The sequence below is a fragment of the Sphaerisporangium sp. NPDC004334 genome, from assembly GCF_053602655.1.
Genome location: NZ_JBSGDZ010000001.1, coordinates 205,616 through 231,443 on the forward strand (window position 1 = coordinate 205,616; position 25,828 = coordinate 231,443).

The 25,828-nt window shown below is 69.9% G+C and carries 29 protein-coding genes and 1 tRNA gene; 15 read left to right on the forward strand and 15 right to left on the reverse strand.

Annotation, left to right across the window (positions count from 1 at the left end; all coding sequences use genetic code 11):
- Positions 1–19 precede the first annotated feature (19 nt).
- Together ACWEN6_RS00855 and ACWEN6_RS00860 are read left to right on the forward strand one after the other, a co-directional pair.
- Positions 20–1,051 (forward strand): PHP domain-containing protein, encoded by a 1,032-nt coding sequence (locus ACWEN6_RS00855; RefSeq protein ID WP_452568306.1) that lies wholly within the window; start codon positions 20–22, stop codon positions 1,049–1,051.
- 111 nt (positions 1,052–1,162) lie between these two features.
- Positions 1,163–1,861, forward strand: coding sequence for a helix-turn-helix transcriptional regulator (locus ACWEN6_RS00860; RefSeq protein WP_452568307.1), 699 nt, complete (start codon positions 1,163–1,165; stop codon positions 1,859–1,861).
- A 62-nt stretch (positions 1,862–1,923) separates the two neighbouring features.
- On the opposite strand, the gene aceE is transcribed toward ACWEN6_RS00860, so the two are convergent.
- Complete coding sequence (gene aceE, locus ACWEN6_RS00865; protein ID WP_452568308.1) at positions 1,924–4,680, reverse strand: pyruvate dehydrogenase (acetyl-transferring), homodimeric type; 2,757 nt, start codon at positions 4,678–4,680, stop codon at positions 1,924–1,926.
- Positions 4,681–5,084: 404 nt separating this feature from the next.
- On the opposite strand from aceE, the gene ACWEN6_RS00870 reads away from it, so the two are divergent.
- Genes ACWEN6_RS00870 through ACWEN6_RS00885 form a run of 4 tightly spaced genes read left to right on the forward strand, consistent with a single transcriptional unit; the run spans position 5,085 to position 8,699 of the window.
- Complete coding sequence (locus ACWEN6_RS00870; protein WP_452568309.1) at positions 5,085–5,603, forward strand: hypothetical protein; 519 nt, start codon at positions 5,085–5,087, stop codon at positions 5,601–5,603.
- Positions 5,603–6,655, forward strand: coding sequence for a peptidoglycan-binding protein (locus tag ACWEN6_RS00875; RefSeq protein ID WP_452568310.1), 1,053 nt, complete (start codon positions 5,603–5,605; stop codon positions 6,653–6,655). The genes ACWEN6_RS00870 and ACWEN6_RS00875 overlap by 1 nt, the downstream gene beginning before the upstream one ends.
- Positions 6,652–7,485: an ABC transporter ATP-binding protein gene (locus tag ACWEN6_RS00880; protein WP_452568311.1), complete on the forward strand. Its 834-nt coding sequence runs from the start codon at positions 6,652–6,654 to the stop codon at positions 7,483–7,485. Before ACWEN6_RS00875 ends, ACWEN6_RS00880 begins: the two co-directional genes overlap by 4 nt.
- Positions 7,482–8,699: an ABC transporter permease gene (locus ACWEN6_RS00885; RefSeq protein WP_452568312.1), complete on the forward strand. Its 1,218-nt coding sequence runs from the start codon at positions 7,482–7,484 to the stop codon at positions 8,697–8,699. The genes ACWEN6_RS00880 and ACWEN6_RS00885 overlap by 4 nt, the downstream gene beginning before the upstream one ends.
- Positions 8,700–8,728: 29 nt before the next feature.
- Here ACWEN6_RS00885 and ACWEN6_RS00890 read toward each other — a convergent pair whose 3' ends face one another.
- The gene (locus ACWEN6_RS00890) at positions 8,729–9,391 is read right to left on the reverse strand and encodes a response regulator (protein ID WP_452568313.1); all 663 of its coding nucleotides are present in this window, start codon (positions 9,389–9,391) and stop codon (positions 8,729–8,731) included.
- On the reverse strand, positions 9,388–10,995 hold the full coding sequence (locus tag ACWEN6_RS00895; RefSeq protein WP_452568314.1) for a HAMP domain-containing sensor histidine kinase: 1,608 nt from the start codon (positions 10,993–10,995) through the stop codon (positions 9,388–9,390). The genes ACWEN6_RS00890 and ACWEN6_RS00895 overlap by 4 nt, the downstream gene beginning before the upstream one ends.
- 122 nt (positions 10,996–11,117) lie before the next feature.
- Between ACWEN6_RS00895 and ACWEN6_RS00900 the strand changes: the two genes are divergently transcribed.
- The 7 genes from ACWEN6_RS00900 (at position 11,118) to ACWEN6_RS00930 (ending at position 15,147) form a co-directional block, all read left to right on the forward strand.
- Positions 11,118–11,312, forward strand: a complete 195-nt coding sequence (locus ACWEN6_RS00900; RefSeq protein WP_354848487.1) for a DUF1918 domain-containing protein — start codon at positions 11,118–11,120, stop codon at positions 11,310–11,312.
- A gap of 10 nt (positions 11,313–11,322) precedes the next feature.
- A complete protein-coding gene (locus ACWEN6_RS00905; RefSeq protein ID WP_354848490.1) occupies positions 11,323–11,730 on the forward strand; it encodes a secondary thiamine-phosphate synthase enzyme YjbQ in 408 nt (135 codons plus the stop codon).
- A gap of 135 nt (positions 11,731–11,865) precedes the next feature.
- Complete coding sequence (locus ACWEN6_RS00910; RefSeq protein WP_354848493.1) at positions 11,866–12,294, forward strand: DUF3052 domain-containing protein; 429 nt, start codon at positions 11,866–11,868, stop codon at positions 12,292–12,294.
- Between the two features lie 287 nt (positions 12,295–12,581).
- Positions 12,582–13,040 carry a peroxiredoxin gene (locus ACWEN6_RS00915; RefSeq protein ID WP_354848496.1) on the forward strand — a complete coding sequence of 153 codons (459 nt, stop codon included), beginning with the start codon at positions 12,582–12,584 and terminating at the stop codon, positions 13,038–13,040.
- A 114-nt stretch (positions 13,041–13,154) separates the two neighbouring features.
- Positions 13,155–13,430: a hypothetical protein gene (locus tag ACWEN6_RS00920; RefSeq protein WP_380831963.1), complete on the forward strand. Its 276-nt coding sequence runs from the start codon at positions 13,155–13,157 to the stop codon at positions 13,428–13,430.
- A gap of 468 nt (positions 13,431–13,898) precedes the next feature.
- Positions 13,899–15,035: an ROK family protein gene (locus tag ACWEN6_RS00925; protein ID WP_452568315.1), complete on the forward strand. Its 1,137-nt coding sequence runs from the start codon at positions 13,899–13,901 to the stop codon at positions 15,033–15,035.
- Positions 15,036–15,072: 37 nt separating this feature from the next.
- A tRNA-Val gene (locus tag ACWEN6_RS00930) sits at positions 15,073–15,147 on the forward strand.
- An 88-nt stretch (positions 15,148–15,235) separates the two neighbouring features.
- On the opposite strand, the gene ACWEN6_RS00935 is transcribed toward ACWEN6_RS00930, so the two are convergent.
- From ACWEN6_RS00935 to ACWEN6_RS00985, 11 genes are all read right to left on the reverse strand, one after another.
- Complete coding sequence (locus ACWEN6_RS00935; protein ID WP_452568316.1) at positions 15,236–16,360, reverse strand: tyrosine-type recombinase/integrase; 1,125 nt, start codon at positions 16,358–16,360, stop codon at positions 15,236–15,238.
- A complete protein-coding gene (locus ACWEN6_RS00940; RefSeq protein WP_452568317.1) occupies positions 16,360–18,024 on the reverse strand; it encodes a replication initiator in 1,665 nt (554 codons plus the stop codon). The genes ACWEN6_RS00935 and ACWEN6_RS00940 overlap by 1 nt, the downstream gene beginning before the upstream one ends.
- On the reverse strand, positions 18,021–18,182 hold the full coding sequence (locus tag ACWEN6_RS00945; protein ID WP_452568318.1) for a hypothetical protein: 162 nt from the start codon (positions 18,180–18,182) through the stop codon (positions 18,021–18,023). The genes ACWEN6_RS00940 and ACWEN6_RS00945 overlap by 4 nt, the downstream gene beginning before the upstream one ends.
- Complete coding sequence (locus tag ACWEN6_RS00950; protein ID WP_452568319.1) at positions 18,179–19,600, reverse strand: FtsK/SpoIIIE domain-containing protein; 1,422 nt, start codon at positions 19,598–19,600, stop codon at positions 18,179–18,181. Before ACWEN6_RS00950 ends, ACWEN6_RS00945 begins: the two co-directional genes overlap by 4 nt.
- A gap of 91 nt (positions 19,601–19,691) precedes the next feature.
- Positions 19,692–19,856: a hypothetical protein gene (locus ACWEN6_RS00955; RefSeq protein ID WP_452568320.1), complete on the reverse strand. Its 165-nt coding sequence runs from the start codon at positions 19,854–19,856 to the stop codon at positions 19,692–19,694.
- Positions 19,853–20,011, reverse strand: a complete 159-nt coding sequence (locus ACWEN6_RS00960; protein ID WP_452568321.1) for a hypothetical protein — start codon at positions 20,009–20,011, stop codon at positions 19,853–19,855. The genes ACWEN6_RS00955 and ACWEN6_RS00960 overlap by 4 nt, the downstream gene beginning before the upstream one ends.
- Positions 20,008–20,292, reverse strand: a complete 285-nt coding sequence (locus ACWEN6_RS00965) for a hypothetical protein (protein WP_452568322.1) — start codon at positions 20,290–20,292, stop codon at positions 20,008–20,010. The genes ACWEN6_RS00960 and ACWEN6_RS00965 overlap by 4 nt, the downstream gene beginning before the upstream one ends.
- The gene (locus ACWEN6_RS00970) at positions 20,289–20,708 is read right to left on the reverse strand and encodes a plasmid replication, integration and excision activator (RefSeq protein WP_452568323.1); all 420 of its coding nucleotides are present in this window, start codon (positions 20,706–20,708) and stop codon (positions 20,289–20,291) included. Before ACWEN6_RS00970 ends, ACWEN6_RS00965 begins: the two co-directional genes overlap by 4 nt.
- 120 nt (positions 20,709–20,828) lie before the next feature.
- Positions 20,829–21,560, reverse strand: coding sequence for a GntR family transcriptional regulator (locus ACWEN6_RS00975; protein ID WP_452568324.1), 732 nt, complete (start codon positions 21,558–21,560; stop codon positions 20,829–20,831).
- A 175-nt stretch (positions 21,561–21,735) separates the two neighbouring features.
- Positions 21,736–22,008, reverse strand: a complete 273-nt coding sequence (locus tag ACWEN6_RS00980; RefSeq protein WP_452568325.1) for a hypothetical protein — start codon at positions 22,006–22,008, stop codon at positions 21,736–21,738.
- Positions 22,005–22,364 carry a hypothetical protein gene (locus tag ACWEN6_RS00985; protein ID WP_452568326.1) on the reverse strand — a complete coding sequence of 120 codons (360 nt, stop codon included), beginning with the start codon at positions 22,362–22,364 and terminating at the stop codon, positions 22,005–22,007. The genes ACWEN6_RS00980 and ACWEN6_RS00985 overlap by 4 nt, the downstream gene beginning before the upstream one ends.
- A gap of 341 nt (positions 22,365–22,705) precedes the next feature.
- Here ACWEN6_RS00985 and ACWEN6_RS00990 point away from each other — a divergent pair, with 341 nt between their 5' ends.
- Together ACWEN6_RS00990 and ACWEN6_RS00995 are read left to right on the forward strand one after the other, a co-directional pair.
- Complete coding sequence (locus ACWEN6_RS00990) at positions 22,706–24,169, forward strand: helix-turn-helix domain-containing protein (protein ID WP_452568327.1); 1,464 nt, start codon at positions 22,706–22,708, stop codon at positions 24,167–24,169.
- Complete coding sequence (locus tag ACWEN6_RS00995) at positions 24,166–24,699, forward strand: flavoprotein (protein ID WP_452568328.1); 534 nt, start codon at positions 24,166–24,168, stop codon at positions 24,697–24,699. Before ACWEN6_RS00990 ends, ACWEN6_RS00995 begins: the two co-directional genes overlap by 4 nt.
- A 727-nt stretch (positions 24,700–25,426) precedes the next feature.
- Here the strand turns inward: ACWEN6_RS00995 and ACWEN6_RS01000 are convergent.
- The gene (locus ACWEN6_RS01000; protein WP_452568329.1) at positions 25,427–25,684 is read right to left on the reverse strand and encodes a hypothetical protein; all 258 of its coding nucleotides are present in this window, start codon (positions 25,682–25,684) and stop codon (positions 25,427–25,429) included.
- Positions 25,685–25,828 lie beyond the last annotated feature (144 nt).

Genomic DNA, 25,828 nt, shown 5'->3' on the forward strand with positions numbered 1-25,828 from the left:
GCGCAGCTGTGGAGCAGCAGTGGAACCGGTAGAAGCGCTGAAGCGCATCGCCTTCCTCCTGGAACGGGCCGGCGAGCCGACCTACCGGGTGCGGGCCTTCCGCGGCGCCGCCTCCGCCATCGCCGACCTCCCGCGCGACGAGCTCGCGCGGCTCGCCCGCTCCGGCGGGCTGCAGGAGCTCAAAGGCGTCGGCAAGGTCACCGCCCTGGCCATCACCGAAGCCCTGGACGGGCACGTCCCCACCTATCTGCGCCGCCTGGAGGACACCGCCGGCCTCGACCTGGACGAGGCGACGGCCGCCCTGCGCGCCGCCCTCAAAGGCGACCTGCACAGCCACTCCGACTGGTCCGACGGCGGCTCGCCCGTCCAGGAGATGGCCGAGGCCGCCCGCGGGCTCGGCCACGACTACCTCGCCCTCACCGACCACTCGCCGCGGCTCACCGTCGCCCGCGGCCTGTCCCCCGAGCGGCTGCGCGAGCAGCTCGACCTGGTCGCCGGGCTCAACGACAAGCTCGCGCCGTTCCGCGTCCTGACCGGCATCGAGGTCGACATCCTGCCCGACGGCTCGCTCGACCAGGAGCCCGAGCTGCTCGACCGGCTCGACGTGGTGGTCGCCAGCGTCCACTCCAAGCTGCGCATGGACGCCGGCGACATGACCCGCAGGATGGTCACCGCCATCGCCGACCCCCGCGTCGACGTCCTCGGCCACTGCACCGGCCGCATCGTGCGCGGCGACGGCCGCCGCGGCGGCCTGCGGCCGGAGTCGGCGTTCGACGCCGAGATCGTCTTCGAGGCGTGCCGCAGGTTCGGCGTCGCCGTCGAGATCAACTCCCGGCCCGACCGGCTCGACCCGCCCAAGCGGCTGCTGCGGCTGGCCTACGAGATGGGCTGCCTGTTCTCCGTCGACTCCGACGCCCACGCGCCCGGGCAGCTCGAATGGCAGCACTTCGGCTGCGAGCGGGCCGCCCGGTGCGGCATAGAGCCCGCCCGCGTCGTCAACACCTGGACCCTCGACGCCCTGCTCGACTGGACCGCCGGCGCCTCCCGCTAGACCGGCGGAGGCGCTCCAGCGCTCCTGCCTAGCCGGCCGCACGCGTCCGGACCGCCCAGCCCGCCGGGCGCGTGCGGCGCGAATGTCGGTGCCCCGGCGTAGGTTCGGGATGTGAACCGTACCGATCGGCTCTACGCCCTCATCGAGGAGCTGCGCGCGATCTCCCCCCGGTGCCGGTCCGCACGGGAGCTGAGCGAGCGATTACAGGTGGGCGCCCGCACCATCGAGCGCGACATCGAAGCGCTGCGCGCCGCCGGCGTGCCCGTCCGCGCCGAGGACGACGGGTACGCCCTCGACGAGCCCGCCGCGCCCTCGCCCCTCGACCTCACCTCCGAGGAGGCGGTGGCCGTCGCCGTCGCCCTCAGCAGGGCCGGAAGGCGTCCCCTGGCGGGCGGCGCCCGCAGCGCCCTGCGCAAGCTGATCGCCGCGACACCGCCCCCCGGCGCGCCCGCGGCACCGCCCCCCGGCGTGCCGGCGGCGCGGCCTGCCGCGACCCCTGGCGGGCGGGCGGCGGTCGCCCGGGTCATCGACGAGGCGCTGCTGCACCGGCGGGTGCTGCGCATCACCTACGACGCCAAGTCGGGCGAGACGACCGAGCGCGATGTCGAGCCCGGGGTGTTCATCGGCGGGCGCGGCGGCTTCTGGTACCTGGTGGCGTGGTGCCGTCTCAGGCAGGACGTCCGGGTGTTCCGGCTCGACCGCATCGGGAACGCCGCGCTAACCGAGGAGGAGGCGCTGCCCCGCCCGTCCCTGGAGGAGTACGCTCCGCGCATCCCCGACCTGATCGCCCAGGACCAGACCCCCGGTTGAGCACCACCGGCGGGCCCCCGCGCGAAGTGGCGCGAGGGCCCGCCGGAGACGCCGTGGAGGGGTCAGACCCCCATGGACTGCGTCTCGTTGCTCTCAGGGGTCGCCTGGGCGACGACCTCGGTGACGCCGTTCTTCAGGTGGTAGCGCGCGATGGCCTCGCGCAGCACCTCCTGCTTGACCTCGCCCCGCCTGGCGAGCTCGGTGAGCACCGCCAGCGTGATCGACGCGGCGTCCACGTGGAAGTGGCGGCGCAGCGCCGAGCGGGTGTCCGACAGGCCGAAGCCGTCGGTGCCCAGCGAGGTCCAGTCGCCGGGGACCCAGCGGGAGATCTGGTCGGGGACCGCGCGCATGTAGTCGCTGACCCCGACGAAGGGGCCACGTGCCGTCGAGAGCACCTGGGTGACGTAGGGCACCCGCTGCTCGGCCTCGGGGTTGAGCAGGTTGTGCTCGTCGCACGCGAGCGCCTCGCGGCGCAGCTCCGACCACGACGGCGCCGACCACACCGCGGCCGCCACCCCCCACTCTTCGGCCAGCAGGCGCTGGGCCTCCAGCGCCCAGCGGCCGGCCACGCCGGAGGCCAGGATGTTCGCCCGCGGGCCCTCGATGTCGGGGGCCGCGGCGAAGCGGTACAGGCCCTTGAGCACGCCCTCGGCGTCCAGGCCCTCGGGCTCGGCCGGCTGCGGGTAGGGCTCGTTGTAGACGGTGAGGTAGTAGAAGACGTCCTCGGGCCGCTCGCCGTACATGCGCCGCAGGCCGTCCTGGACGATGTGGGCGATCTCGAACGCCCACGCGGGGTCGTAGGACACGGCGGCGGGGTTGGTGGAGGCGATCAGCGGCGAGTGGCCGTCCTCGTGCTGGAGGCCCTCGCCGTTGAGGGTGGTGCGACCGGCCGTCGCGCCGAGCAGGAAGCCACGGCTCATCTGGTCGCCCATCGCCCACATCTGGTCGGCGGTGCGCTGGAACCCGAACATCGAGTAGAAGATGTAGATCGGGATCATGTGCTCGCCGTGGGTGGAGTAGGCGGAGCCGGCGGCGATGGCCGACCCCATGGACCCCGACTCGCTGATGCCCTCGTGCAGGATCTGACCCTCGGTCGACTCCTTGTAGGACAGCAGCAGGTTGCGGTCGACCGCGTCGTAGGTCTGCCCGTGCGGCGAGTAGATCTTGGCGGTCGGGAACATCGCGTCGAGACCGAAGGTGCGGGCCTCGTCCGGGATGATCGGAACGAAGCGCGAGCCGATCTCCTTGTCGCGCATGAGGTCCTTGAGCAGGCGGACGAAGGCCATCGTCGTGGCGACGTTCTGCTTGCCCGAGCCCTTCTTCAGGTCGGCGTAGACCTTGTCGCCGGGGAGCTTCATCGGCTTGGCCCGCATGACGCGCTTGGGCAGGTAGCCGCCCAGCGCCGCGCGCCGCTCGCGCATGTACGCGATCTCCTCGTCGTTCTCGCCCGGGTGGTAGTACGGGGGCAGCTCGCCCTCGAGGTCCTTGTCGGGGATCGGGAGGTAGAGGCGGTCGCGGAACTCCTTGAGCTCGGCCTTGGTCATCTTCTTCATCTGGTGCGTGGCGTTGCGCGCCTCGAAGTCCTTGCCCAGGGTCCATCCCTTGATGGTCTGGGCGAGGATGACCGTGGGCTGCCCGACGTGCTCGCGGGCCGCCTTGAACGCCGCGTACACCTTGCGGTAGTCGTGGCCGCCGCGCGACAGCTTGCGGATGTCGTCGTCGGACAGGTGCTCGACCATCTTGCGCAGGCGCGGGTCGTCGCCGAAGAAGTTCTCGCGGATGTACTCGCCGGACTCGACGGAGTAGGTCTGGAACTGGCCGTCAGGGGTGGTGTTCATCTTGTTGACGAGCACGCCGTCGACGTCGGCGGCCAGGAGCTGGTCCCACTCGCGCCCCCATACGACTTTGATGACGTTCCAGCCCGCGCCGCGGAAGTACGACTCGAGCTCCTGGATGACCTTGCCGTTGCCGCGCACCGGCCCGTCGAGCCGCTGCAGGTTGCAGTTGATGACGAAGGTGAGGTTGTCGAGCTCCTCGCGGGAGGCGAGGCCGATGGCGCCGAGCGACTCGGGCTCGTCCATCTCGCCGTCGCCGAGGAAGCACCAGACGTGGCTGCGGCTGGTGTCCTTGATCTTCCGGTTGAGCAGGTAGCGGTTGAACCGCGCCTGGTAGATCGCCCCGATCGCCCCGAGGCCCATGGAGACCGTGGGGAACTCCCAGAAGTCGGGCATGAGGCGGGGGTGGGGGTACGACGGCAGGCCCTGGAAGCCTTGGGACAGCTCCTGGCGGAAGGCGTCGAGCTGCGACTGGTTCAGGCGGCCCTCGAGGAAGGCGCGGGCGTAGATGCCCGGCGCGGCGTGGCCCTGGATGAACACCTGGTCGCCCGACTCGCCGTGGTCCTTGCCGCGGAAGAAGTGGTTGAACCCCACCTCGTACAACGACGCGGCCGAGGCGTAGGTGGCGATGTGGCCGCCGACGTTGGTGCGGGCGTTGGCCCGGGTCACCATGACCGCGGCGTTCCACCGGATGTAGGCCCGGATGCGCCGTTCGACGTACTCGTCGCCCGGGAACCAGGGTTCGCGCTCCGGCGGGATGGTGTTGATGTAGTCGGTGCTCCGCAGCCCTGGCACCCCGACCTGGTGTTCTCGGGCCCGCTCGAGCAGGCGCAGCATCAGGTAACGGGCTCGGGTGCGACCCTCCGTCTTGACGACGTTGTCAAGCGACTCGAGCCACTCCTGGGTCTCGCTTGGGTCGACATCAGGCAGTTGGCTGGGTAGGCCGTCGCTGATGATCGAGAAACGCTGGCGTCCGGAAGCCACTGGGTCTCGCCTTCCGAGGATGGACGGGTAAGCCTCTTCTTCGTTGTCTAGGTCGCCTTCCATCCTGGCTGCTTGCTCCGGAAAGTGCATCTCTACCGTCCGGTAACCAAGATGTCCCTGCTGGCAGGGCGACATATATGGCCTAGACCATCGATCGCAGGACGATGTTCGCGGGACGTAACAAATCATAACGATCCGGGGGTCGGTCCAGGTCACCCCTGGGGGACCCCTGTAGGCCCCCGTTCCTCCCTGCCTCCCCCTCCGGAGGGAGTTCCAACCCCGCTCGCGCGCGATGTGCGGCACGGCCCCCGCCGCGAGCCTTGGAAGCGCCACCTCGCCGGCCGCCGCGCGCCCGAGCCGGGCCGCGGCGCCGGCCCCCACCCTCCGACAAGGCCAGGGATCCCATGATCAGACGAACCACAGCGCTGCTCGCCGTCGCCGCCGCGCTCGCCGGATGCGGCTCCGGGCAGGGAACGCCGGCCGCCACCTCGGCCCCCACGGCGACCCCCGGGCGACTCGCCGTCTACCGGGAGCTCACCCAGTGCATCCGGACCCACGGCATGCCCGGCTTCCCCGACGTGGTGCCCGACCCGCGCACCGGCAAGATCACCCTGCCGCCCGGCACCCGCGAACCCACCGCCGCCGTCATGCGGGCATGCCGGTCCATCGCCGACCGCCTCCCGCCCGAGGGCAGGTCCCGGCCGCCGGTGACGGCCGCCGACGTGGCGAAGCTCCGCCGGTTCGCCGCGTGCATGCGCTCCAACGGCCTGCGCGACTGGCCCGATCCCGACGCCGACGGTGACTTCCCGCTGTCCAGACGCCTGCTGGGCCTGGGCAAGAGGGGCATGAAGCGCCAGCTCGAGGCCTGCAAAGAGCACTTTCCCGCGAACGGGCTCTCGATCAAGAGCCCGGAGGGCTCCTGATGGCCGGCGCGCTGCGGGCGTCGCTCGCCGGGGCCGTGGTGCTGGCCCTGGCGGGCGGCGGCTGGGTCGTGCTGCGCGACACGCCGGCGGCCCCCGCCGCCGCGCCCGTCGCCACCGGCACCGTCCCGGTGACCGTGGGCGACGTCGCCGCACGGGAACTGGCGAACGGCACGCTCACCTACGCGGCCACCTACTCGGTCAACGGCGTGGGTGGCGTCCTCACCCGGCTGCCCAAGGTCGGGGCGAGGATCACCCGCGGCCACGCCGTCTACGAGGCCGACGGAGGCAGGGCCATCCTCCTGTACGGCCCCCGCCCCGCCTGGCGGGCGTTCGCGCTGGGGATGACCTCAGGGGCGGACGTCGAGCAGCTCGAACGCAACCTGCGGGCGCTCGGCTACACCGGCTTCACCGTGGACCGCACCTATGGCCTGTCCACCTACTACGCCGTCCGCAGGTGGCAGCACGACGCGCACCTGCCGGTCACCGGCGCCGTGCCGCTGGGACAGGTGGTGTTCCTGCCGAGGCCCCTGCGCGTCACCGGCCACGACGCCCAGGTCGGCGACGCGGCCGGCGGCCGCGTCCTGCACGGCACCAGCGCGGTGCCCATCGTGTCGGTTCAGCTCGACCCGAGCATGGCGCCGAGGGTCGGCAAGGGGGACAGGGTCACCGTCATCCTCCCCGACGGCCGCAGACGCGGCGGCCAGGTCGCCACGATCAGCACGGTCGCCGTCACCCCGGACCAGCCGCGGCAGGACGGCGACCCCGCGCAGTCGTACGTGCCGATCACCATCACGCTCTCGGGCAGGCCGGTGCGGGCGCTGGACCAGGCCGTGGTGCAGGTCGAGATCACCGTGGAGCGGCACAAGGACGTCCTCACCGTGCCGATCCTCGCCCTGCTCGCCCGGCCCGGCGGCAGGTTCGCGGTCGTGACCGTCCAGGGGAGCCGCCGCACGACCGTCCCGGTCGAGACCGGGCTGTTCGACGAGACCGAGGGGACCGTCGAGGTGACCGGCGTCCCCGAGGGCGCCCAGGTGGAGGTGCCGCAAGAATGACGCCCGCACGCACGCCGCGCTCCGCCCGGACCGGGCCGGTGCTGGAACTGACCGGCGTCCGCAAGGTCCACCCCGGCGAGCCCCCCGTCGAGTCGGTGCGCGGCGTCACGCTGAGCGTGGCCGCGGGAGAGATGGTCGCCCTGCTCGGCCCGTCCGGGTCGGGCAAGTCGACGCTGCTCCACCTCATGGCCGCGCTCGACCGCCCCACCTCCGGGACCGTACGACTGGCCGGCCACGCCGTGGAGTCCTACGGGGACCGGCGGCTCGCCGGGCTGCGCGCCCACCACGTCGGCGTGGTCTTCCAGCGGTTCTTCCTGCTGGAGAGCCTGAGCGCGCTGGAGAACGTCGCCACGGGGCTGCTGTACCGCGGCGTGCCCGCCGCCGAGCGCCGCCGCCTGGCCGCCGACGCGCTCACCCGGGTCGGGCTCGGACACCGCGTCCGGCACCGCTCGGCCAAACTGTCCGGCGGCGAGCGCCAGAGGGTCGCCATCGCCCGCGCGCTGGTCGGCCGGCCGTCCATCGTCTTCGCCGACGAACCCACCGGCAACCTCGACTCGGCGAACGGCAGGGAGATCGTCTCCCTCCTGCGCGAGCTCAACGAACAGGGAACCACTTTGATGATCGTCACGCACGACGCCGAGATCGCCGCCGCCTGCCCCCGGCGGATCGACCTGCGCGACGGCCGGGTCGTCGGCGAGCACCACGACGACGCCTCACCGCACGGGGACGGCGGACTCTACGGGGACGCCCCGCTTCGCGGGGACGCCGTGCCGGGCGGGGACGCCGCACCACGGGGGGACCGCGGGACGCACGGGGACGGCGTCCGATGAGGGGCCCCCGTCCGGCGGCCGGCGCCCCCGCCGGCCGGTTGCGCGCCGTGGACCTGCTCGCGGTCGGGACGCTCGGGCTGCGCGCCCGCAAGACCCGCGCCCTGCTCTCCGCGCTCGGCATCGCCATCGGCATCGCCGCCATCGTCGCGGTCCTCGGCGTCACCCGCTCCAGCCAGGCGGCGCTCCTGGAACAGATCGACCGGCTCGGGACCAACCTGCTGACCGTGGCCAACGGCCGTGACCTGGGCGGCGCCGAGGCCCTGCTGCCGGTCGGCGCCACCCGCATGCTCCGCCGCGTGGACGGCGTCACCGGCGTCGCGCCCACGACGCAGCTCACGGACAAGAACGTCTACCGCAACGACCACGTGCCGGAGGGCATGACGGGCGGCCTGGCCGTGCGGGCCTGCGACACCACACTGCTGGCCACCCTCGACGGACGGGTCCGGCAGGGCCGCTTCCTGGACGCCGCCACCGCGGGCTACCCCGTCGTCGTGCTCGGCCACCAGGCGGCCCAGACCCTCGGGATCAACCGCGTCGACGCCTCGACGCGCGTCTGGATCGGCGGCCACTGGTACACCGTCTCCGGCATCCTGGACCCCCTGGTCCTGGCCCCGGAGATCGACCGGTCCGCGCTGGTCGGCTTCCCGGTGGCCGCGCGGCTGCTGGGCTACGACGGCCACCCCAGCCGGCTGTACGTCCGCGCGCGGCAGGAACGCGTGGAGGCCGTGGCCGGCCTGCTCGCGCCGACCACCAACCCCGTCCACGCCGAGCAGGTCCAGGTGGTCCGTCCCTCGGACGCGCTCACCACGCGCGTGGCCGTCGCCGCGTCCTCCGCCACGCTGTTCCTCGGGCTCGGCGCCATCGCGCTGCTGGTCGGCGGCATCGGCATCGGCAACATCATGGTCATCTCGGTGCTGGAGCGCCGCGGGGAGATCGGCCTGCGCCGGGCCCTCGGGGCCACCCGCCGGCACGTGGCCGGGCAGTTCCTGACCGAGTCGCTGGTCCTCGCGGCCATCGGCGGCGCCGGGGGAGTGGCGATCGGCTGCCTGTTCACCCTCGTCCTGGCCCGCACCCGGGGCTGGACGGTGCTGGTGCCGCCGGAGGGGCTGTGGGGTGGCTTCGGGGTCGCCGTGGTCGTGGGCGCCCTGGCCGGCCTCTACCCGGCCCTGCGCGCCGCCCGCCTGCCCCCCACCGAGGCCCTGCGCACCACCTGACGGGGTCGTCTCACCTCTGGACGGGGGCGCTACTCCTTCGGGGTCTCCGGCTCCAGCGCCTCTTCCAGGGGGACCAGGCCGTGTTGCAACCCGAAGATCGCCGCTTGGGTCCGGTCGGCGACGCCCAGCTTGGCAAGGACGCTGGACACGTGCGTCTTCACCGTCTCCTTGCCCAGCGAGAGCGCCCGCGCGATCTCGCCGTTGGAGCGGCCCCGCGCGAGCGCGGTCAGCACCTCGCGCTCGCGCGGGGTCAGGAAGTCCAGCGGGGTGCGCCGTTCCCCGCCGCGCACCTGGCGCACCAGCAGCGCGGCGACGCCCGGCGCGAGGACGCTGCCCCCGTGCGCGGCCGCCCGCACCGCCTCGACCACCCGGTCCACCGCGGTGGTCTTCGGCAGGTAGGACAGCGCGCCGAGCCGGACGGCCGCCACGACCCGCTCGTCCTCCTGGAAAGAGGTCAGGACGATCACCGCCGGCCGGTCCGGTCCGAGGCGCCGCAGCACGTCCAGGCCGTCCATGCCGGGCATCACCATGTCGAGCAGCACGACCGACGGCCGCACCGCGCGCACGGCGGCCAGGGCCTGGGCCCCGTCGCCGCACTCGCCGACGACCTCGATGCCCTCCTCCTGGTCCAGGACGAACCGCAGTCCCTGCCGCACGACCTCGTGGTCGTCGACGATCAGCACCCGGATCACGGCGCCTCCGCCTCCGCCGCCGCACACGGGACGGGCTGGAGGGGCAGGGACGCGCGGACCACCGTGCCGGCGTCCGGCCCGCTGGTGACCGAGAACCGGCCGCCGAGCTCCTCCACTCTCTCGCGCATGAGCCTGAGCCCCATCCCATGGCTGAGCGAGGGGCGCGAGGGGTCGAATCCGCGTCCGTCGTCGCTGACGACGATCTCGGTCTCGCCTCCGGCGCGCCGCAGCCGCACCTCGATGGCGGTCGGCGCCCCGTGCCTGATCGCGTTGCCGACGGCCTCCTGCGTGAGGCGCAGCACCGCGTGCTCGGCGGCCGGGGTGAGCGGCACCGTCTCGAGCGACGCGCGCATCGTGATCCCGAGACGCGCCTGGTAGGCGTTGCACAGTTCCCGCAGCGCGGGGACCAGGCCCGCGTCCTCCAGCGCCACCGGGCGCAGCTCCAGCAGCAGGGCCTGCATCTCGCGCATCGTCCGGGCGGCCGTCCGCTCCATCGTCTCGGCCTCGCGCCGCAGCTCCTGCGGGGCGGCCCTGCGCATGCCCGCCGCCAGCAGGCTCAGGGAGAACAGGTCCTGGGAGATGGAGTCGTGCAGTTCGCGGGCGATGCGCGTCCGCTCGGCCTGCCGCGCGTCGGCCCGAGCCGAGCGCCGTTCGGCCTCCACGGCCGCTCCGAGCCGTTCGGTCATCCGGTTGAACCCCGCCTCCAGCTGCCCGACCTCGTCCGCGCCGCGGACGCCCACCCTGTGGCCGAAGTCCCCCCTCGCCACCGCCGTCGTCACCTCGGCCAGCCGGGTGATGCGGCCGATCAGCCGGCGGGTGCTCAGCATGCCGAACACCACGCCCACCGGCACGACCAGCGCCAGGACCAGCGCGCCGGGCGCGAGCAGCGGCACGGTCGCCTTGGCCGAGGCGGTCGCCTCGCCGAGGTCGGGCGGTGCCTGCACATAGACGTATCCGACCGTCTGCGGCGCCTTGCCCTTCCCGGACGGCTCCCAGGGGCCGGTCTCGTCTTCGACGACCACGGAGTCGCCGTCCGCGAAGAGCTTCAGGGGCCCGTCGGCCGACGGGCCGAAAACCGGGCTGATCCACCACGCCGCGGGCCCGGCCGCCGTGTCGCTCTTCCCGCCGAGGCCCTGGCCGCCGGTGGGCAGCCGCACCGGCAGCCGCCCGCGTGCCGGGTAGGAGGCCGTCGCCGTGCTGGTGATGATCACGCCCTGGGCGTCGAGCAGGACCTCGACCGGGACGCGGTCCGCCTTCTCCGTCACCCTGCGGAGCGGCACGCTCTGCTCGGCGTCCTGTGCCGAGCCGCCGAACCCGGTGAGGCCGTAGGACGACTTCACCGCCCTGGCCAGCAGGTGGGGCAGGTCGTCGCCGGGGGACACCGTGGCCAGCTTGGCGGCCGTCGCGCTCAGGATCTTCGCGTCCTTGCCGGCCTGGTCCTGCAGGCGTGCCACCAGGTCCGACCCGCTCGCCGAGGAGATCACGAGCCCGAGGAGGACGGCCTCCACGATGAGTACGGCCGCGGTGGTGACCAGGACATAGGAGGCCGCCGTGCGCGCCCGGAGCCCCAGCCGCCCCGTCCTCCGGAGCCAGAAGCGCCACATCCTCGCAGAGTAACGTTTCGGTCTTTATTTCCCCTCCCTCCGCCGGGGGAGGGTCTCTCCCTCTTTTCGCCGGGAACGAGCCGTATGAGTCTGGAAGCGGCCGTGAGGAAGGAGGGATCTTCGTGTACGCGACCATTGGGGACCGGCTCCTCGTCCACGGGAATGCTGTGGGAGAGAGGGACCGGCCGGGCTTGATCATCGAGGTGCGAGGGCCGGACGGATGCCCGCCGTACGTCGTACGTTTCGACGACGGACACACCGGGTTGGTGTTTCCCGGGCCGGATGCGGTTGTCGTCCCAGTTCAGCGGGGATCATAAGATCCGTCAGGTGAGATCTCAGACGTTCGAGGTGAGGACCGGGAACAAGGAACGGGTGCACGACATCACCCGGCAGTGCGAGGAGTTCGCGCGCTCGTGCGGGGGAGACGGTCTGCTTAACGTCTTCGTCCCGCACGCGACGGCGGGGGTGGCGGTGCTGGAGCTCGGCTCCGGCAGCGACGACGATCTGCTGAACCTGCTGGACGATCTGCTTCCGGCCGACGACCGATGGCGCCACGCCCACGGCTCGCGCGGTCATGGCAGGTCACACGTGATGCCGGCGCTCATCCCGCCGTACGCGACCGTCCCGGTCCTGGGCGGGCGGCTGGAGCTGGGAACATGGCAGTCGATCGCCATCGTCGACCTCAACGTCGACAACCCGGAACGGCGTGTACGTTTGTCGTTTTTGTCGGACTAACAGATAACGGTGCGGGTCACCGGTCGTGGCGACCGTTGACGACGATGGGTCACAGCGTGTGGACTGTGCCGAAGCGGCCTCGCAGGGGCCGGGTAAACCGCGTAACGCGGGGCCATTCAAGCAGGAGGGATAAACGTGAGCGCGACCGCGGGTCAGGCGCAGGGCGAGCGCGGCCTGGCCGAGCGACTCGGTCTGAAGCCGGGTCAGGTGGTGCAGGAGATCGGCTGGGACGAGGACTCCGATGAGGAGCTTCGCCAGTCGATCGAGGAGCTGACCGGCAACGAACTGGTCGACGAGGACTCCGAAGAGGTCATCGACGTCGTGCTGCTGTGGTGGCGCGACGGGGACGGCGACCTGTTCGACGCTTTGAGTGATGCGATGGCCGGGCTGGCCGACGGCGGCCAGATCTGGCTGCTGACGCCGAAGGTCGGTCGGGACGGTCACGTCGAGCCGAGCGACATCGGGGAGGACGCCGCCACGGCGGGTCTTTCGCAGACCAGCAGCGTGAGCGCGGCCCGCGACTGGTCGGGCACGCGACTGGTCACTCCCAAGGGCCGCCGATAGCCCACCGGCCGTCGCCAGGGTCTCCGGCCGTCTCCAGGACGTCCGGGACGTCGTCGTAGTGGCCGGGTGCCGGGCTCCGATCACCGGGGGGTGTCCGGAGCGGCCGGCCGTTCCCACGCGACCGGTCCCATCGGGTCCGTCACGACGCCGCCGCAGCTCAGCGACTCCGCTTTCCCCTGCCGTACGGCGCACACCGGCCGTACGGCAGGCCCGATGCGCTCGCCGTGCTCGACGCGCGTTCATCTTCTATGCACCTTCTAGGCGTTTTCGGTGGGGAAAGGACCGGCATGGCGGTCGACGTGGGAGACAAGGCGCCGGACTTCGAGCTGAAGGACCAGCACGGCACCCCGGTACGGCTGGGCGACCTTCGCGGTCACCGGGTGCTGCTCGTGTTCTACCCGCTGGCCTTCAGCGGCATCTGCCACGGCGAGCTGTGCGCGATCCGCGACGAACTCGTGACCTCCGTGCCCGATGATGTACGGGTGCTGACCGTGTCGGTTGACTCCCTCTTCAGCCAGCGGGCGTGGGCCGACAAGGAGGGCTTCACCTTCCCGATGCTGTCGGACTTCTGGCCGCACGGCGAGGTTGCGCAGGCGTACGGTGTCTTCGATGAGCAGGGGGGTCGCGCCCTTCGCGGCACCTTCCTCATCGACGGCGAGGGCGTGGTCCGGTGGAAGGAAGTCAACCCGGTGCCCTCGGCGCGCGACATCTCCGGGTACCGCAAGGTGCTCGACGAATTCTCATGAACCGCGCCGGGCGGCGGCCCGGCGAAGACGGAGGCGGTGGCGACGATGCCCTGCTATCGGTGCGGCGTCCGGCAGACGGACCCGGTCCGGGGCGCGAGCCCTTGGCGCCGCGGCGTGCGGCGTGAACGGCAGGTGCTCATCTGCCCGTCCTGCCAGCGCGAGCACGACCTCGATCTCGACCTCGACCGCTGCGGGTCCTGCGGCTCCACCAAGCTGATCTGCAGGCTCGGCGAGGTCGAGTGCCGCTCCTGCGGCGCCGTACGGCTCGCCGACGGCGAGGACGCCGATCCGGACGACCGCCCGTCCCTGGTGCGCGCCGGCGCCCCTGGCCTGTCCGAAGAGGTAGAAGCAGCCCTCAACCGAGTCCTCGGCCGCCGCCCCTCCTCCTGACCCCGCCGGCGCACGCGCTACGGACACACCAGTTACAGCACGGACGGATCAGTCTCAGTACAGAGGGATCAGCCGCCGTACAGAGGGACCAGTCGCAGTACAGAGGGATCTGTCAGGGTGCGGACGGATCGGTCACGGTATGGACGGATCAGTCACGGTACGGGGAGACCGGTCATGGCATGGGCAACCCATCGCCGTACGGGCGAATCGATGACGGTACAGGTGTACCGGCCACGATACGGGTGGACCGGTTCCCCTTACGGGCAGACCGGTGAAGGTATGGGTGGACCAGCCGCCGCACCTCCTCCCGTGGTTTTGACTCATGCACCCATTTGGGCAAAACTGCGCGTGAATGCGCATTTCTCTGGGCCGTCCGGCGGCCCGCCCGGCCGCGGAAGTAGGGAAGAACCCGGTGCTCGAGTCCAGCCACCAGCCCGTCCACCGGAGCGTCGGCGTGGGAGCGGCGGCATGAGTCCCAAGGCCTACGTCGTCGCCCTCGATGTCGGCGGCACCTCCATGAAAGGCGGGCTCGTCACCTCCGGCGGCGAGGTACTGCTCACCGACCGCCGCCCCACCCCCCGCGACGAAGGCCCCCTGCGCGTCATCGAGGCCATCCGCGCCTTCATCGACCACCTCGCCGAATCGGGCCGAGCCCTCCTCACCTCCACTGACCCCTCCCACCCGCACCCCACCGGACCCACCTCCCACCGCCCCCTCTCCCGGCCCTCCTCCCCCTACGGAACGCCGCCCACTCAAGGGATACCGTCCGCCCACGGAACGCCGTCCGCCCACGGAACGCCGTCCGGGATCGGGCTCGCCGTCCCCGGGCTGGTCAACACCGACACCGCCCTCTACTCGGCCAACATCGGCTGGAGAGACGTGCCGGCCACCGACTTCACCCCACTCGACGTGCCCATCCGGCTCGGACACGACGTCCGCACCGCAGGTCTGGCGGAGCGAATCCTCGGCGCCGGCCGATCGGAGCCGGACTTTCTGTTCCTCCCGATCGGCACTGGTATCGCCGGCGCGTCCATCCTGCACGGCGAGCCGTACGGCGGGTCGGGAGGGTGGGGCGGCGAGATCGGCCACATCCCCGTATTCCCCGACGGCGAGCGCTGCGCCTGCGGCCAGATCGGCTGCCTGGAGACCTACGCCTCCGCCGCCTCGGTGGCCCGCCGCTACTCCGAACGCCTCAGCCGCGCGGCCTCCGTGCGTCCTTCGACGCCGCCGCCCACCGGAGCCGGTCCGGCCGCCGAGGACGTCGTGGCGCTTGCCATGCGCGGCGACCCCCACGCCTCCGCCGTCTGGGACGAGGCCCTGGAGGCGCTCTCCATCGCCCTGGCCTCCTACACCCTGCTTCTGGACCCCTCCTCGATCGTCATCGGCGGGGGACTGGCCGAGGCTGGCGCGGCACTCTTCGACCCGCTGGCCGAGCGCCTGCAGTCCAGGCTGGCCTTCCGCCCCGCCCCTCCGCTGCGCCACGCGGCACTGGGCGTCAACACCGGGATGCTCGGCGCGGCCCTCCTCGGCTGGCAGGCGGCCGGCGTCCCCGACGCGGGATCCACCTGGGCGCTCAATGTGCTCAGGTCCCCTTCCGTACCGTAAGGTGTAGCCCACCCGCCCTTCACGACCAAGGGCACCCGGGCGCTTAGCTCAGCGGTAGAGCACTCGCCTTACAAGCGAGGGGTCACTGGTTCGAACCCAGTAGCGCCCACCAGCCAAAACGCCCCTGCCAGAGATCTTCTGACGGGGGTCTCGTGCCATTAGCGTGCCATTAGCTTCGGGATCTTGACGCATCTCGGCGATCACCCGCCGCCACCGGCTTCCTCGATCATGCTGTTCATCGCATTGGCGATCTTCCGGTCAGCCTGGGCCGTACTGTGCTGGTAGATCATCGCGGCCCGTACGCTGTCGTGGCCCATCCGCTCCATGAGATCGCGAAGGCTCGCCCCCGACGCCGCCGCGATCGTGTTCCCCGTATGCCGCAGATCATGGAAATGCAGACCGGTTGAGCCGATCTTGCGTGTGGCGCTCGCCCAGCCGGCCGCGCGGCGGAAGTTGCTCCGCCGGAAGACACCGCCCCGAGCACCGGTGAAGATCAGCGAATCGTCTTCCGGGCCGGCGTAGTTCGCGAGGTGATGCTCCAGGACCGGAATGATCGCCGAGGGGATCGCGACGGTGCGGACGCCAGCCCGCGACTTGGGCGGACCGATGAGCAGTTCCCCGGAGTCCAGTTCGACGTGCTGTTGCCGAACACTCACTGTGCCCGCCGTCAGGTCCAGGTCCATTCGCCGGAGCGCCGCGACCTCGCCCCATCGCAGGCTCGCGAACGTGGTGAGCAGGACGAGCGCGCGGAGACGTTCCGGCATCAGATCGGCGAGCTGGAACACCTGGGCGACCGTGAGCACCGGCCGTTCGTCCGGGGTCTCTTCGCCGGCACCTCGGATCCGGCACGGGTTGCGCGGGATGATCCGGTCATCGGCCGCGGTCATCAGCACGGCCCGCAGGAACCGGTACGACTTCGCCACCTCGGACGCGCCCACGCCCTTGCCCACGAGGGTTGCCCGCCACTCCCGGACCGTAGCCGTATCGATCTTGCCGAGAGGCACGTTGCCGAGGTATGGCACGACGTACCGCCGCAGCAGCCCTCGGTAGATCTCGACGGTGCGGGGCCGCAGGTTAGTACGCTCGTTGATCCACTTCTCGGCGTAATCAACGATCTTGACCTTGGACCGCTGAGGGTCGGTCCAGTCGCCCGTGACGAGCTTCGCCTCCACGAGCGAGAGAGCCTTGTCCGCGTCACGCTCGGTGGCGTAGGTGGACTCACCGGTACGTAGACGCCCGTCCGGTCCCGGGTAGCGGATCTGGAAACGGCCGGACGGCAGCTTACGGATACTGCCGAAGCGCCGGCGCCCTTCCTTGTTCGCCATCAGGCAGCCACCCCCGTTGCCGAAAGATCGTGGATGGGTTCTCCGTCTGCTCGTGCTTGGGCGTGCTGTAGTGCGGTGCGCCATCGTTGCCGGTTGGCGATCTCTGTGAGCAGCCGTTCGGCGAGAGGTGGCACATCGTCATCGGCGGGGGTGACGACGCGCCACAGATACCGGTGTGGGTCGGCGGGGGCCGGCTGGTCCTCAGTTGCCGAAAGGCCGAGCTGTTCGAGCACCCAGGCCCGGCGATCCTGCTTGTGCTCCGACAAGGTCTTGCCAGACCACTTGCGCGAGACCAGGACTCGCCGCCCGGCGTAGCCGAGGTGTTCGGGCTTGTGCGCCTTGGATCGGCAGCCGCCCGGCCGCATGCCCGGTTTTGCTCCCTTGGGTTGTACCCCGTAGCGCAGCCAGTTCGGGCAGGTTGGTGCACATGGCTCGTAGCGAAGCACGTTCATGAGCCGTTCCACGTGCGCCCGTTGCGCGTCGGTGGTGGGCTCGTGGCACTCGGTCAGTGACTTGGTGAGGTACTTGGTCAGGTAGTACAGCCCGAGATCGGCGCCAGGCGACCCGGCGAGGATGCCCTTAACGTCGATCTGTTGCCCAAGGCGCACCACGTGGAAGGGCTCGGCGTCTTCGTCGGCGTCGAGCTGGTCGAGCGCCTGTTCCCAAGTGGGCAACACTTCGCCAGTCGCCGGGTCGAGGTAGTCGCCGGCCTGCCCGTCGCTGCGGTCGTCAGCCACCCAGACCGGCAGGTGCTCGCCCTCGAAGCGGACCACGTCGCACGACGGCCACCACACTTGGTGATAGGTGGCCGCGGCCACGGCCTTGACCTCGGCCCGAGGCATGGTTCCGCGTACGGCCATGTGGAGGTGAGGAGCCAGCCGCCGTTGCGGTTCGACGGTGGCGAAGTACTGAACCTCATACCCGGCGACCCGGCGAAGGTTCTGGACGAACCGGTCGATCACCTTGGGAAAGTGGATCGCATCCCGTGCCGCGCGCACGTAGTCGTACGTCGAGGGGTCGACCGGGGTGCCGTCGTGGCGTACCTTGCCGTAGCTGTCGCAGGTCAGGGTGACGAACAGCGACGGCCGGTAGACCTTGCCATCGGGCGCGTTGAAGGTGCGTCCAACGGTGCGGTTCTCTCGCTGCCGCTTGGGCAGGTCCGGAGCGTCCTGCCGGCGACGGGTCGAGCGTGACCGCCGCGGCTTGCCCTCCCCAGGGATGACGCTGCCACGCACGCCCGAGGTGGTCAGCTCGTCTTCCAGGGTGGTGATGACCTCGTCCCAGACCGCCACGTCCCCGCCGCTCTCTTCAGCCAGCTCCCGAAGCACATGCGCATCGGCGCGTTCTTCCATGAGCCAGAGCTGACGGTCGGTGGGTGCGGCAGGTTCGGCGACTGGTTCGGCCTCCAGATGCCAACCCTCGCGACACTGGGCCTTGCGGAGCTGGACGGCCCGGTTGGCGCACGGCTCACACTTGCTCGCCAGCGTGGCGCCGCAGGGCACGTTGATGACTTCGATCTTCCCGGTCTGGACATCGGTGCGCTTGAGCGGGATGGGCTGGACGCACACGCCGTGTTGCTTGGCAACCTCCTTGATGACGTCCAGGGCCCGCGGCATCGTCGCGCGGACGGCCCGGGGGATGGATCGATCGGCGGAGTCGGTCACAGGGCATCACCGCCGTCCTCGGCCGGGAGTGTGATGGCGGTCTGGCCGCACTCGCGGCACTCCACCAGGCCCCGCACCGGGTCCAGCCACAGCACGTCGAGACATCGGCAGATCTCGCAGCGCAAGCCGTCGAGGAGGTGAACGAGGCTCGTCGTCATCGGCCCTCACCCACCACGGCGAAGTCGGCGACCATGGCGCGGATGTCGACATCGGAGACGTAGGCGGCCCGGACGCGGACCGATTCGGGGGAGGCTTCCAGCCGCACGTAACCCACTCCGGCGCCCACCAGCGGACTTGAGGAGATGTGATCGGCCAGCGCGCCCCGGTCGCGTGCACCGTCGCCCAGCACGAGATCGACCTGACTCGGCTCGTCCAGCCGTAGGGCGATCTTGTCGGGGAACAGGTTGCGGATGTTGAGCACTTCCTTGCGCGGGTCCTGCAACGCCGCCAGTACCCCGACACCGACCGCACGGCCCTGAGTGGTTAACGTGGCCAGAGCAGCGGTAATGCGCTCCTTGAGCTTGCGGTCGGTCTGGTAGGCCGTCAGGAACGCCACCTCATCCACCACGACCAGGACGAAGGGGTCATGCACGGTGGGGATGTGGTTGCGCTGGACGCCGGCGAAGCGACCCGCGCGTTCCTGCATGACCTTCACGGCCATCTCCAGCAGTTCCGCGCATGCCTCAGGGGCAGCGGCGTAGTGATCGAACAGCGCACGGCCGTAGGACAGCTCCATCAGCTTGGGGTCCAGCGCCCAGATCTCCACCAGCCCGGCCCGGCGCGCGGGCAGTAAGCCGCGGATCGCCGACCACAGCCACGACCCTTTACCCGCCCCGGTAGCGCCGGCCACCAGCACGTGTGTGCCATGCAGCTTGAGCCGGTAGCAGGAGCCGTCTTCGTGCAGGCCGATCGCCACCGCCGAGACCTGCGCATCGCGCGGGATGGGCAGCCCGGGGATCGGCGCGGCGAGCAGGTCACGGTGGGGGAGGACCAGGCTGATCCGGCCGGGCCGGTCGAGCTTGATCCGGCACTGCACGCCGGCGAACCCGTGGGCGAGGTTGTCGGCCCGGTCTTGCCACTCGGTCACCGACTGGCCCGACAGCATGCGTACACAGACGACGTCGGCGGTCGGGGTACGGGTCACCTTGAGCAGACGCGGCAGGTACTCACGCCCGCCGATGTGCGCGGCCAGGCCGGCGATGACCATGACCGGTTGCCAGTGCCGCCGGTAGGTCCACATCCACCGCCACCAGGCCCGCAGCCGCAGCCCCGCCCACCGGGTGAACGAGGCGGGATGGCTTAGCCACCAGCCCAGCAATGTCGTCACCGTCGACACGACGACCAGCACCGCGACGAGCCAGCCGTAGAGCACGGCCAGGGTGGGCGGGGTGGCGACGGCCAGGCAGGCGATGGGGTGCCGCCACACTATGCGCACGAGTCCCGCCATCGCGCGGCTCACGATCGCGACCAGAGTGACGATGGCAGGGGTGTTGACGACGGTCGGGCGGAAGACCAATGCGTTGGGGACGGTGGAGACGATCTCCCGGGTGTAGTCCCCGGGGAGTTTACGCAGCATAAACTGAACACCTCTTTCGTGACATCGCGTGGAGCGGGAGAGATCGGGGGCCGCCGGAAGTTGGCGCTTCCAGCGGCCCCACCCGAATCGATCAGGCGGCCTTGTCGGGCGTCGTCTGGTCGGTGGCCTGCCGGGCGTGCTGGTCGCGCAGGCGTTCGCAGTCGGCCAGGAAGCGCGCCGCCGCGTCGAACAGGTCGCGGGCGAACTTCACGTGCGTGTCGGTGACGGTGGTGTCGGAGGTCGTGCCGATGTTCACCCAGGCGTCGCCGTAGTCGACGGCCAGGAACGCGTGGCACTGTCGCCCGCCGGGTAGTAGGTGACCCTGGCGTGTTCGTCGGGGTGGATGCTCACTCCCACCCGGGGGGACTGGCCGGGGTGCATGCTGATGGTGGTGTAGCTGTAGCCGCTCATGCCACGTTCTCCTCTCGCGTCGTGTTGTGGGTGGTCTGGTGGTGGTGCATGCGCTCGACCTCGCGGGCGAAGATGGCCGCCTGTTCGGCCAGCTCCCGGGCGAAGACCCGCAGTGCGTCATCGACGCGCGTGGACGGAAGGACGAGCTTGACCACACCTACCCCGGCCGACAGCTCCAAGATCGGTGTGCGGTCGGGGTAGGTGTGGCAGGTGACCGCCCCTCGGCCCTGGACGTGCAGGAAGGTCTGCGTCCAGGAGACCCCCGACCGGCGCGAGGTCATGCGGCGTCCTTGTTCGCGGCCGGGGCCGGCTTGCCGATGGGCCGGGGAGCGTGCATCTCCCGAGCCCGGATGGAGTAGGCCAGCCGCCCAGTCGCTTGGTGGACGTAGGGGGTGACGGTCATGCCATCGAACTCCACCGGAGTGAACGGCAGGCCCGCCATGGACACCGGGGGAACCGGCTGCACCGGAGCGAGGATCTTGACCGCCACCGTCTTCTGTGCGGCCTTGACGGTCGGGTCGGCGTCCATCACCGCCACCTGCCAGACCAGCTCACCGGTGTTCTTGTCACGCCCCTGGACGAACTTGCCGCCGGTGGAGGCTTCGAAGTCCTTGACCGGCTCGACCTCCCCCACGATGTAGCAGCCGTGCGGGAAGACCTGCTCGAAGTTGATCGGGATGGGCCCCTGTAGCGCCATATCGCGTCTCTCCTGTCATCCACTCAGCCAGCTTGACTGACCAAGCTTGGTGATAACAGTAAACGCGAAGCCCGCTTGGCTAGTCAAGCAAACCAAGCGGGCTTCTTCGGGAAACTTCGGCTACCGGATCGGATAGGCGTCTTCCAGCTCGTGACGGTCCCCCGGCAGCACGGTCTGAAGCACCACATGCGCCTTACCGGTCGCATCACAGGCCACTGCGTACAGATCCAGCAGCGCAGCCGATGCCGCGACGCCGAGCAGGCCACGTTCCTCCTTGGTCGGGTTACGCGCGGTCAGATGCTCAACGATGTGATCCAGCCCCACCCCGGCCGCCGACTCCACCAGCCGGCCGACCCCTTGAGGCAGCTCAGCAGACGCGGCAAGCGCCGTCCCCTCGGCCAGCTCCGGCCGCAGCCACACCGACACGATCTCCGAGGGCTCATCCCCCTGATGGACTACCGTCCTGCGCAGCACCACCGAGGCGCCGTCATCCAGACCGAGATAGGCAGCGATCCGCCGAGGAGCCTCAACCAGCCCAGCCGAGACCAGCCGCGTCGTACTCGGGATCTCCTTGCGGTCCAGCAGCTCCTGGCCGGTACGCGGATGCTGCCCCGCGGCCAAGGCAGGCCGGCCACGCACGAAGCGGCCCTTACCCTGCTCGGAAATGATCCACCCGTTATCCCGCAGCACCCCAAGCGCCTTGACCACCGTCGGACGTGCCATCCCGAACTCGGCCATGAGCTGATGCTCACTGGGCAACGGGGAACCCGGCGGATACTCCCCGGACTCGATCCGCCGTTCTATCTCGGCGATCAATTGCGCGTACTTGGGGGGTGTGTACTCGAACGACATCCCGGAACCCTCGCATTCAGCCTGCCTGCCTAATCAAGCACGTTAGCAGGACAGCCAACCTATGCGTAGGCCCTACCAGCGGTAACGCGCACGCCCCGACAACTCGGCGAAAGGATCAGCGCATGCGGACGAGCCCCCACGATCAGGAAGTCGTGGAGGCTCGCCCAGGACAGGGTCAACCAGCCCGAACCGGCCCAACGTCGGGGGGAGTACGCGGCGCTGGGACAGCCAGTCCCTTACGTCGGGCTTCCGCCCTGTCCTGCTCATCCAGCCGAGCCGCGAGATCGGCGAGCGTATCGGCCCCCACCACATTGGCGATGCCGAACACCGCCGCGCGCTCAGACCAGGAGTGATGCCGGTAGGCGACCCACCCACCGTGAAAATCGAGGATCTGCCACGTCCTGCCGTGACGCTGCTGGAGTTGACCCAGGGTGATGACGGCGGTCATCGCGGCGCCTGCCAATCCCGCGCCCGGCCCACCAGGAACCCCAGCGCCTCGGCCGCCTCCTTCACGGGAAAGAGGAAACGCAGGTCGTCATCGACTGGACGCACGCAATACGCCAAATCCTTGCTGCTCGGCACGATCGTCACCGTTGCCCGAAGTTGGCGATCTGCCCCGCGCACCTCCAGCTCAGGGGAGACGTAGCGCGGTACGGCGTAGTCCTGAGGTCGCAAGCGCAGCCGTATCACCCGGACCACGCGCCCGGCGACGCCGTGCCTCTTCAGCTCGTCATTGAACGCAGCGAGCACCGTCCCATACAACGCCGCAACGTCCTGAGTCACCAGGTCAGACGCAACCACCATGCCGGCTCCCTTCACCCAGACCAGCAAGCACACGACCCCAAAAGGTCAGGCCGCTTCGCCCTCCACCACTGGACACTCGAAGCACGCCACCCGGCGCAGAGCCACCGGCTCACCTGCCAGCCGGGCCTCCGCATTGACCCGAAGCGCCCTGACGAAGCGCCAGCCTTTCCCTCGGCATGCCACGCATCCCGTCTGGTTCGGTTCGCCCTCTAAACGCATGTGTCCAGAGTCGTAAAAGCCAGATCGACAACCCATCCCGGCTCGTTATCCCTTGACGGGATAACCCAAGGTCCCCTACCTGTTGTAGGTCGGCCATCCGTGACGACCTGGGGGACCAGCGCATGCGGGCACAGGCGAGCGAGCCCATCGGCCTATCTATGGCGTTCTGGCAGCGCCAGGACGTATTCGACGCGCTATGCGCTCGGGATATCGGCCACGTGTTCCGCCTGGTCCGTCAATACGGCGGTATGAGTCAAACCCGAATCGGTATCGCGGTGATCCTCAGCCAGGGCAAAGTCAGCGCCATCATGAACGGGTCCGCGCAGGTCACGGCCCTTGAGGTTTTCGAACGCGTCGCTGATGGACTGGCCATGCCCGACCCCGCCCGTATCGCTCTAGGGCTCGCCCCGCGCAGCAGCCCCACGGCTATCCCGTCCCGGGATACCACTTTGCTCCCGCCCTGGGCGGTCACCTCGCCAGCGGTCGACTCCCCGCAGATGGGGCCACCTACTGTGAATCTCGTCCGCTCAGGGGAGGACGAGGACACCATGAGACGCCGCGACTTCGTCGGACTGACAGGCGCCGCTCTATTCAGCGCCGTACTCCAGCCCGCTCCGACCAGTCGGCCAACAGACGGAATCGAAGACCTTGCCGCCGCCCTGGTCGACTACCCGGCCGCGACAGACGAGCCGATCGACATCACCGGACTCGCCCGCGGCGTTGCCCAGGCCAAGAACACCTATCAGGCATGCCACTATGCCGAGGTGACCGCGATGCTTCCTGGCCTGCTGCGATCTGTACGCATCGCCTGTACAAGCGCGACTGGCGACGCTCGGCATCGCGCCCACGTCCTGTCGGCCGAAGCTCACCACGTCGCCGCGTCCATCCTGCTCAAGCAAGACGACAAGGGGCTCGCCTGGCTAGCAGCCGACCGCAGCACCCAAGCGGCTCACGCCTCCGAGAACCCGTTGATGATCGGCTCTAGCGCACGGATCATCACCCGTGCCCTCATGGATGGCAAACACCACCGCGCAGCCATCGACACCGCCAGTGCCGCCGCGCAGCGCATGCATACCGACCTCACTCGCCCGAACGACAACGACCTTTCGATCTACGGGTCTCTGCTCTTGTCCGGAGCCGTCGCCGCCGCCAAGACCGGCAACCGGCATACCGCCGCCGAACTGCTCGATGAAGCCGACCAGGCTGGCCGCAGACTCGGCCACGACGGTAACCACATGTGGACCGCCTTTGGCCCCAACAACGTTCTATGCCACCGGGTCAACATCGCCCTCACCATGGGCGACGCCGGCACCGCCATCGACTTCGCCCGCCAAGTCGACATCAACGCCTTACCGATCAACGAACGGAAAGCCACCCTCTTGCTCGACACCGCCCGCGCGTTCCGCATCTGGAACAAGCACGACCAGGCCCTATACGTACTCCGTGCCGCCGGCGAAATCGCGCCCGAGGAGATCACCGCCCGCCCCGCCACTCACCGCCTGCTCCGCGACCTGCTCGCGACCGCACCCATCACCGTAAGGCGCGACGCCCGCGAATACGCCGAATCTCTCGGAGTCTCGGCGTGAGCAAGGTTCTCTACATAATCGTGTGCGCCGCCGGCCCAGCCGGAGACGTCGGCAAGCTCGTCACCCTGGCCCAAGACGACGGATGGACCGTCCAGATCATCGCAACTCCGCCCGCACTCGACTTCATCGACGTGCCAGCCTTGGAAAAGCAGACTGGCCGCCCTGTACGCAGCCAATACCGCAAGCCGGGGGAGCCGAGGTCACCCCGAGCAGACGCCATCATCGTGGCCCCCGCCACCTACAACACCATCAACAAGTTCGCCCAAGGCATCGCCGACACCTACGCCCTCGGCATCCTCTCCGAAGCCCCCAGCCTCGGCATCCCCGTCGTCATCCTCCCCTTCGTCAACACCGCCCTTGCCAGCCGAGCCCCCTTCCGCCGCAGCATCGACCGCTTACGCGCCGAAGGCATCCACGTCCTGCTCGGCCCCGGACAATTCGAACCCCACGCACCCAGCTCCGGAGCCGACCACACCGACACCTACCCGTGGCATCTCGCCTTGTCGGCTATTCCCGTATCCCGGATTTGAACGCACGAAGCGCGGATCTTGCCGAATAGTTCTTATGGGTATCAAGGCGACGGCGCTCCGCGCCGCCGCACGGCCCGCCGCCCGCCCGCCGTCCGGGCGTGCGGCGTGGGCGCCGGTCCCGAACGGCGGCGGGAACACGGGCCGCCCGCCGTACGCAGCGCCCGCCGTACCAAGTCGCACCCGCCGCCCAGGGGCGCGCCGCCGCCGGCCTATCGACGCAGCAGGGCACGCACCACCAAGACGACAGCGACGATGGGGACAACCACCAACGCCAGAATCAGAACAACCTCGGGCCAGCCCACGAGGAACACCTATGCGCCCCCTTCCGGTTTGAGCCGAACCTAACCGGTTGCAGCGCCGCAGCGATAGCCACGATCATGTAACGGGCTCGTAGGTGGCTGAGCCATTGGCAAGCCGTCGCACTCATACAGGTCGACGATCGCGCTGTGGTTCATCACCGCACGGGGTTGAGGGCGATCGAAGGTCCGGGCCTCGTTCCTCAGCCCGGCCCACCGGATGCCAGGGCTGAGGTGGGTAACGCGTACGGCCAGGTGGTGGCCTCGATCACGTGCCATTAGCGTGCCATTAAGGGCGGGGATCAAGGGGGAGTCACAGGGACCCAGCGCGGGCATGTTGCCGAGGTCAGAGGCGTTTGCCCAGGTGATCAGGCCGTTTTGCAAGCAGGATGTCATACAGTGATTCGACCGTACAGGAGCTACGGTTTCGTTCAAATCGACTTCACCCAAGAGCGGGCCTTATCTGCAGGCATCGCGAGTTCGTTTTGGACAAGAAGCACGGCTGCCTCCTCCTGACCTCGAACTTTGAGCTGGCGTACGCGGCCGAGGATGTCCATCGCTCTCAATGGGTCCGTGTACTTCAGCACACGGCGTTGCCTCAGCGTCTTGATCAGAGTCAGGACGAAGAAGACAAGGAAGCAGGCGAAAAGCCCGATGAAGATGGCGGGGATGACAGTGTCGAGGTACATCTAATGATCATATGTTGCCTGGGATCAGAGCGATGGCTGTACAGCCACAGCTACAGCCAAGAGGGCGGGCGACGGCGGAACTCAGCGAACAACCACGGACGCCGGGCCATCAGGTCAGAGCCTCAGAGCATGATCGAATCGTCT

Bases quoted from the DNA above. Each gene is read 5' to 3' on its own strand.
- ACWEN6_RS00915 (WP_354848496.1), top strand. From the start codon at position 12,582: ATGGCGGTCGACGTGGGAGACAAGGCGCCGGACTTCGAGCTGAAGGAC.
- ACWEN6_RS00885 (WP_452568312.1), top strand. From the start codon at position 7,482: ATGAGGGGCCCCCGTCCGGCGGCCGGCGCCCCCGCCGGCCGGTTGCGC.
- ACWEN6_RS00980 (WP_452568325.1), bottom strand. From the start codon at position 22,008: ATGACCGCCGTCATCACCCTGGGTCAACTCCAGCAGCGTCACGGCAGG.
- ACWEN6_RS00875 (WP_452568310.1), top strand. From the start codon at position 5,603: ATGGCCGGCGCGCTGCGGGCGTCGCTCGCCGGGGCCGTGGTGCTGGCC.
- ACWEN6_RS00935 (WP_452568316.1), bottom strand. From the start codon at position 16,360: ATGGCGAACAAGGAAGGGCGCCGGCGCTTCGGCAGTATCCGTAAGCTG.
- ACWEN6_RS00880 (WP_452568311.1), top strand. From the start codon at position 6,652: ATGACGCCCGCACGCACGCCGCGCTCCGCCCGGACCGGGCCGGTGCTG.
- ACWEN6_RS00925 (WP_452568315.1), top strand. From the start codon at position 13,899: ATGAGTCCCAAGGCCTACGTCGTCGCCCTCGATGTCGGCGGCACCTCC.
- ACWEN6_RS00990 (WP_452568327.1), top strand. From the start codon at position 22,706: ATGCGGGCACAGGCGAGCGAGCCCATCGGCCTATCTATGGCGTTCTGG.
- ACWEN6_RS00975 (WP_452568324.1), bottom strand. From the start codon at position 21,560: ATGTCGTTCGAGTACACACCCCCCAAGTACGCGCAATTGATCGCCGAG.
- ACWEN6_RS00870 (WP_452568309.1), top strand. From the start codon at position 5,085: ATGATCAGACGAACCACAGCGCTGCTCGCCGTCGCCGCCGCGCTCGCC.
- ACWEN6_RS00960 (WP_452568321.1), bottom strand. From the start codon at position 20,011: ATGAGCGGCTACAGCTACACCACCATCAGCATGCACCCCGGCCAGTCC.
- ACWEN6_RS00970 (WP_452568323.1), bottom strand. From the start codon at position 20,708: ATGGCGCTACAGGGGCCCATCCCGATCAACTTCGAGCAGGTCTTCCCG.
- ACWEN6_RS00895 (WP_452568314.1), bottom strand. From the start codon at position 10,995: ATGTGGCGCTTCTGGCTCCGGAGGACGGGGCGGCTGGGGCTCCGGGCG.
- ACWEN6_RS00985 (WP_452568326.1), bottom strand. From the start codon at position 22,364: ATGGTGGTTGCGTCTGACCTGGTGACTCAGGACGTTGCGGCGTTGTAT.
- ACWEN6_RS00965 (WP_452568322.1), bottom strand. From the start codon at position 20,292: ATGACCTCGCGCCGGTCGGGGGTCTCCTGGACGCAGACCTTCCTGCAC.
- ACWEN6_RS00950 (WP_452568319.1), bottom strand. From the start codon at position 19,600: ATGCTGCGTAAACTCCCCGGGGACTACACCCGGGAGATCGTCTCCACC.
- ACWEN6_RS01000 (WP_452568329.1), bottom strand. From the start codon at position 25,684: ATGTACCTCGACACTGTCATCCCCGCCATCTTCATCGGGCTTTTCGCC.
- ACWEN6_RS00945 (WP_452568318.1), bottom strand. From the start codon at position 18,182: ATGACGACGAGCCTCGTTCACCTCCTCGACGGCTTGCGCTGCGAGATC.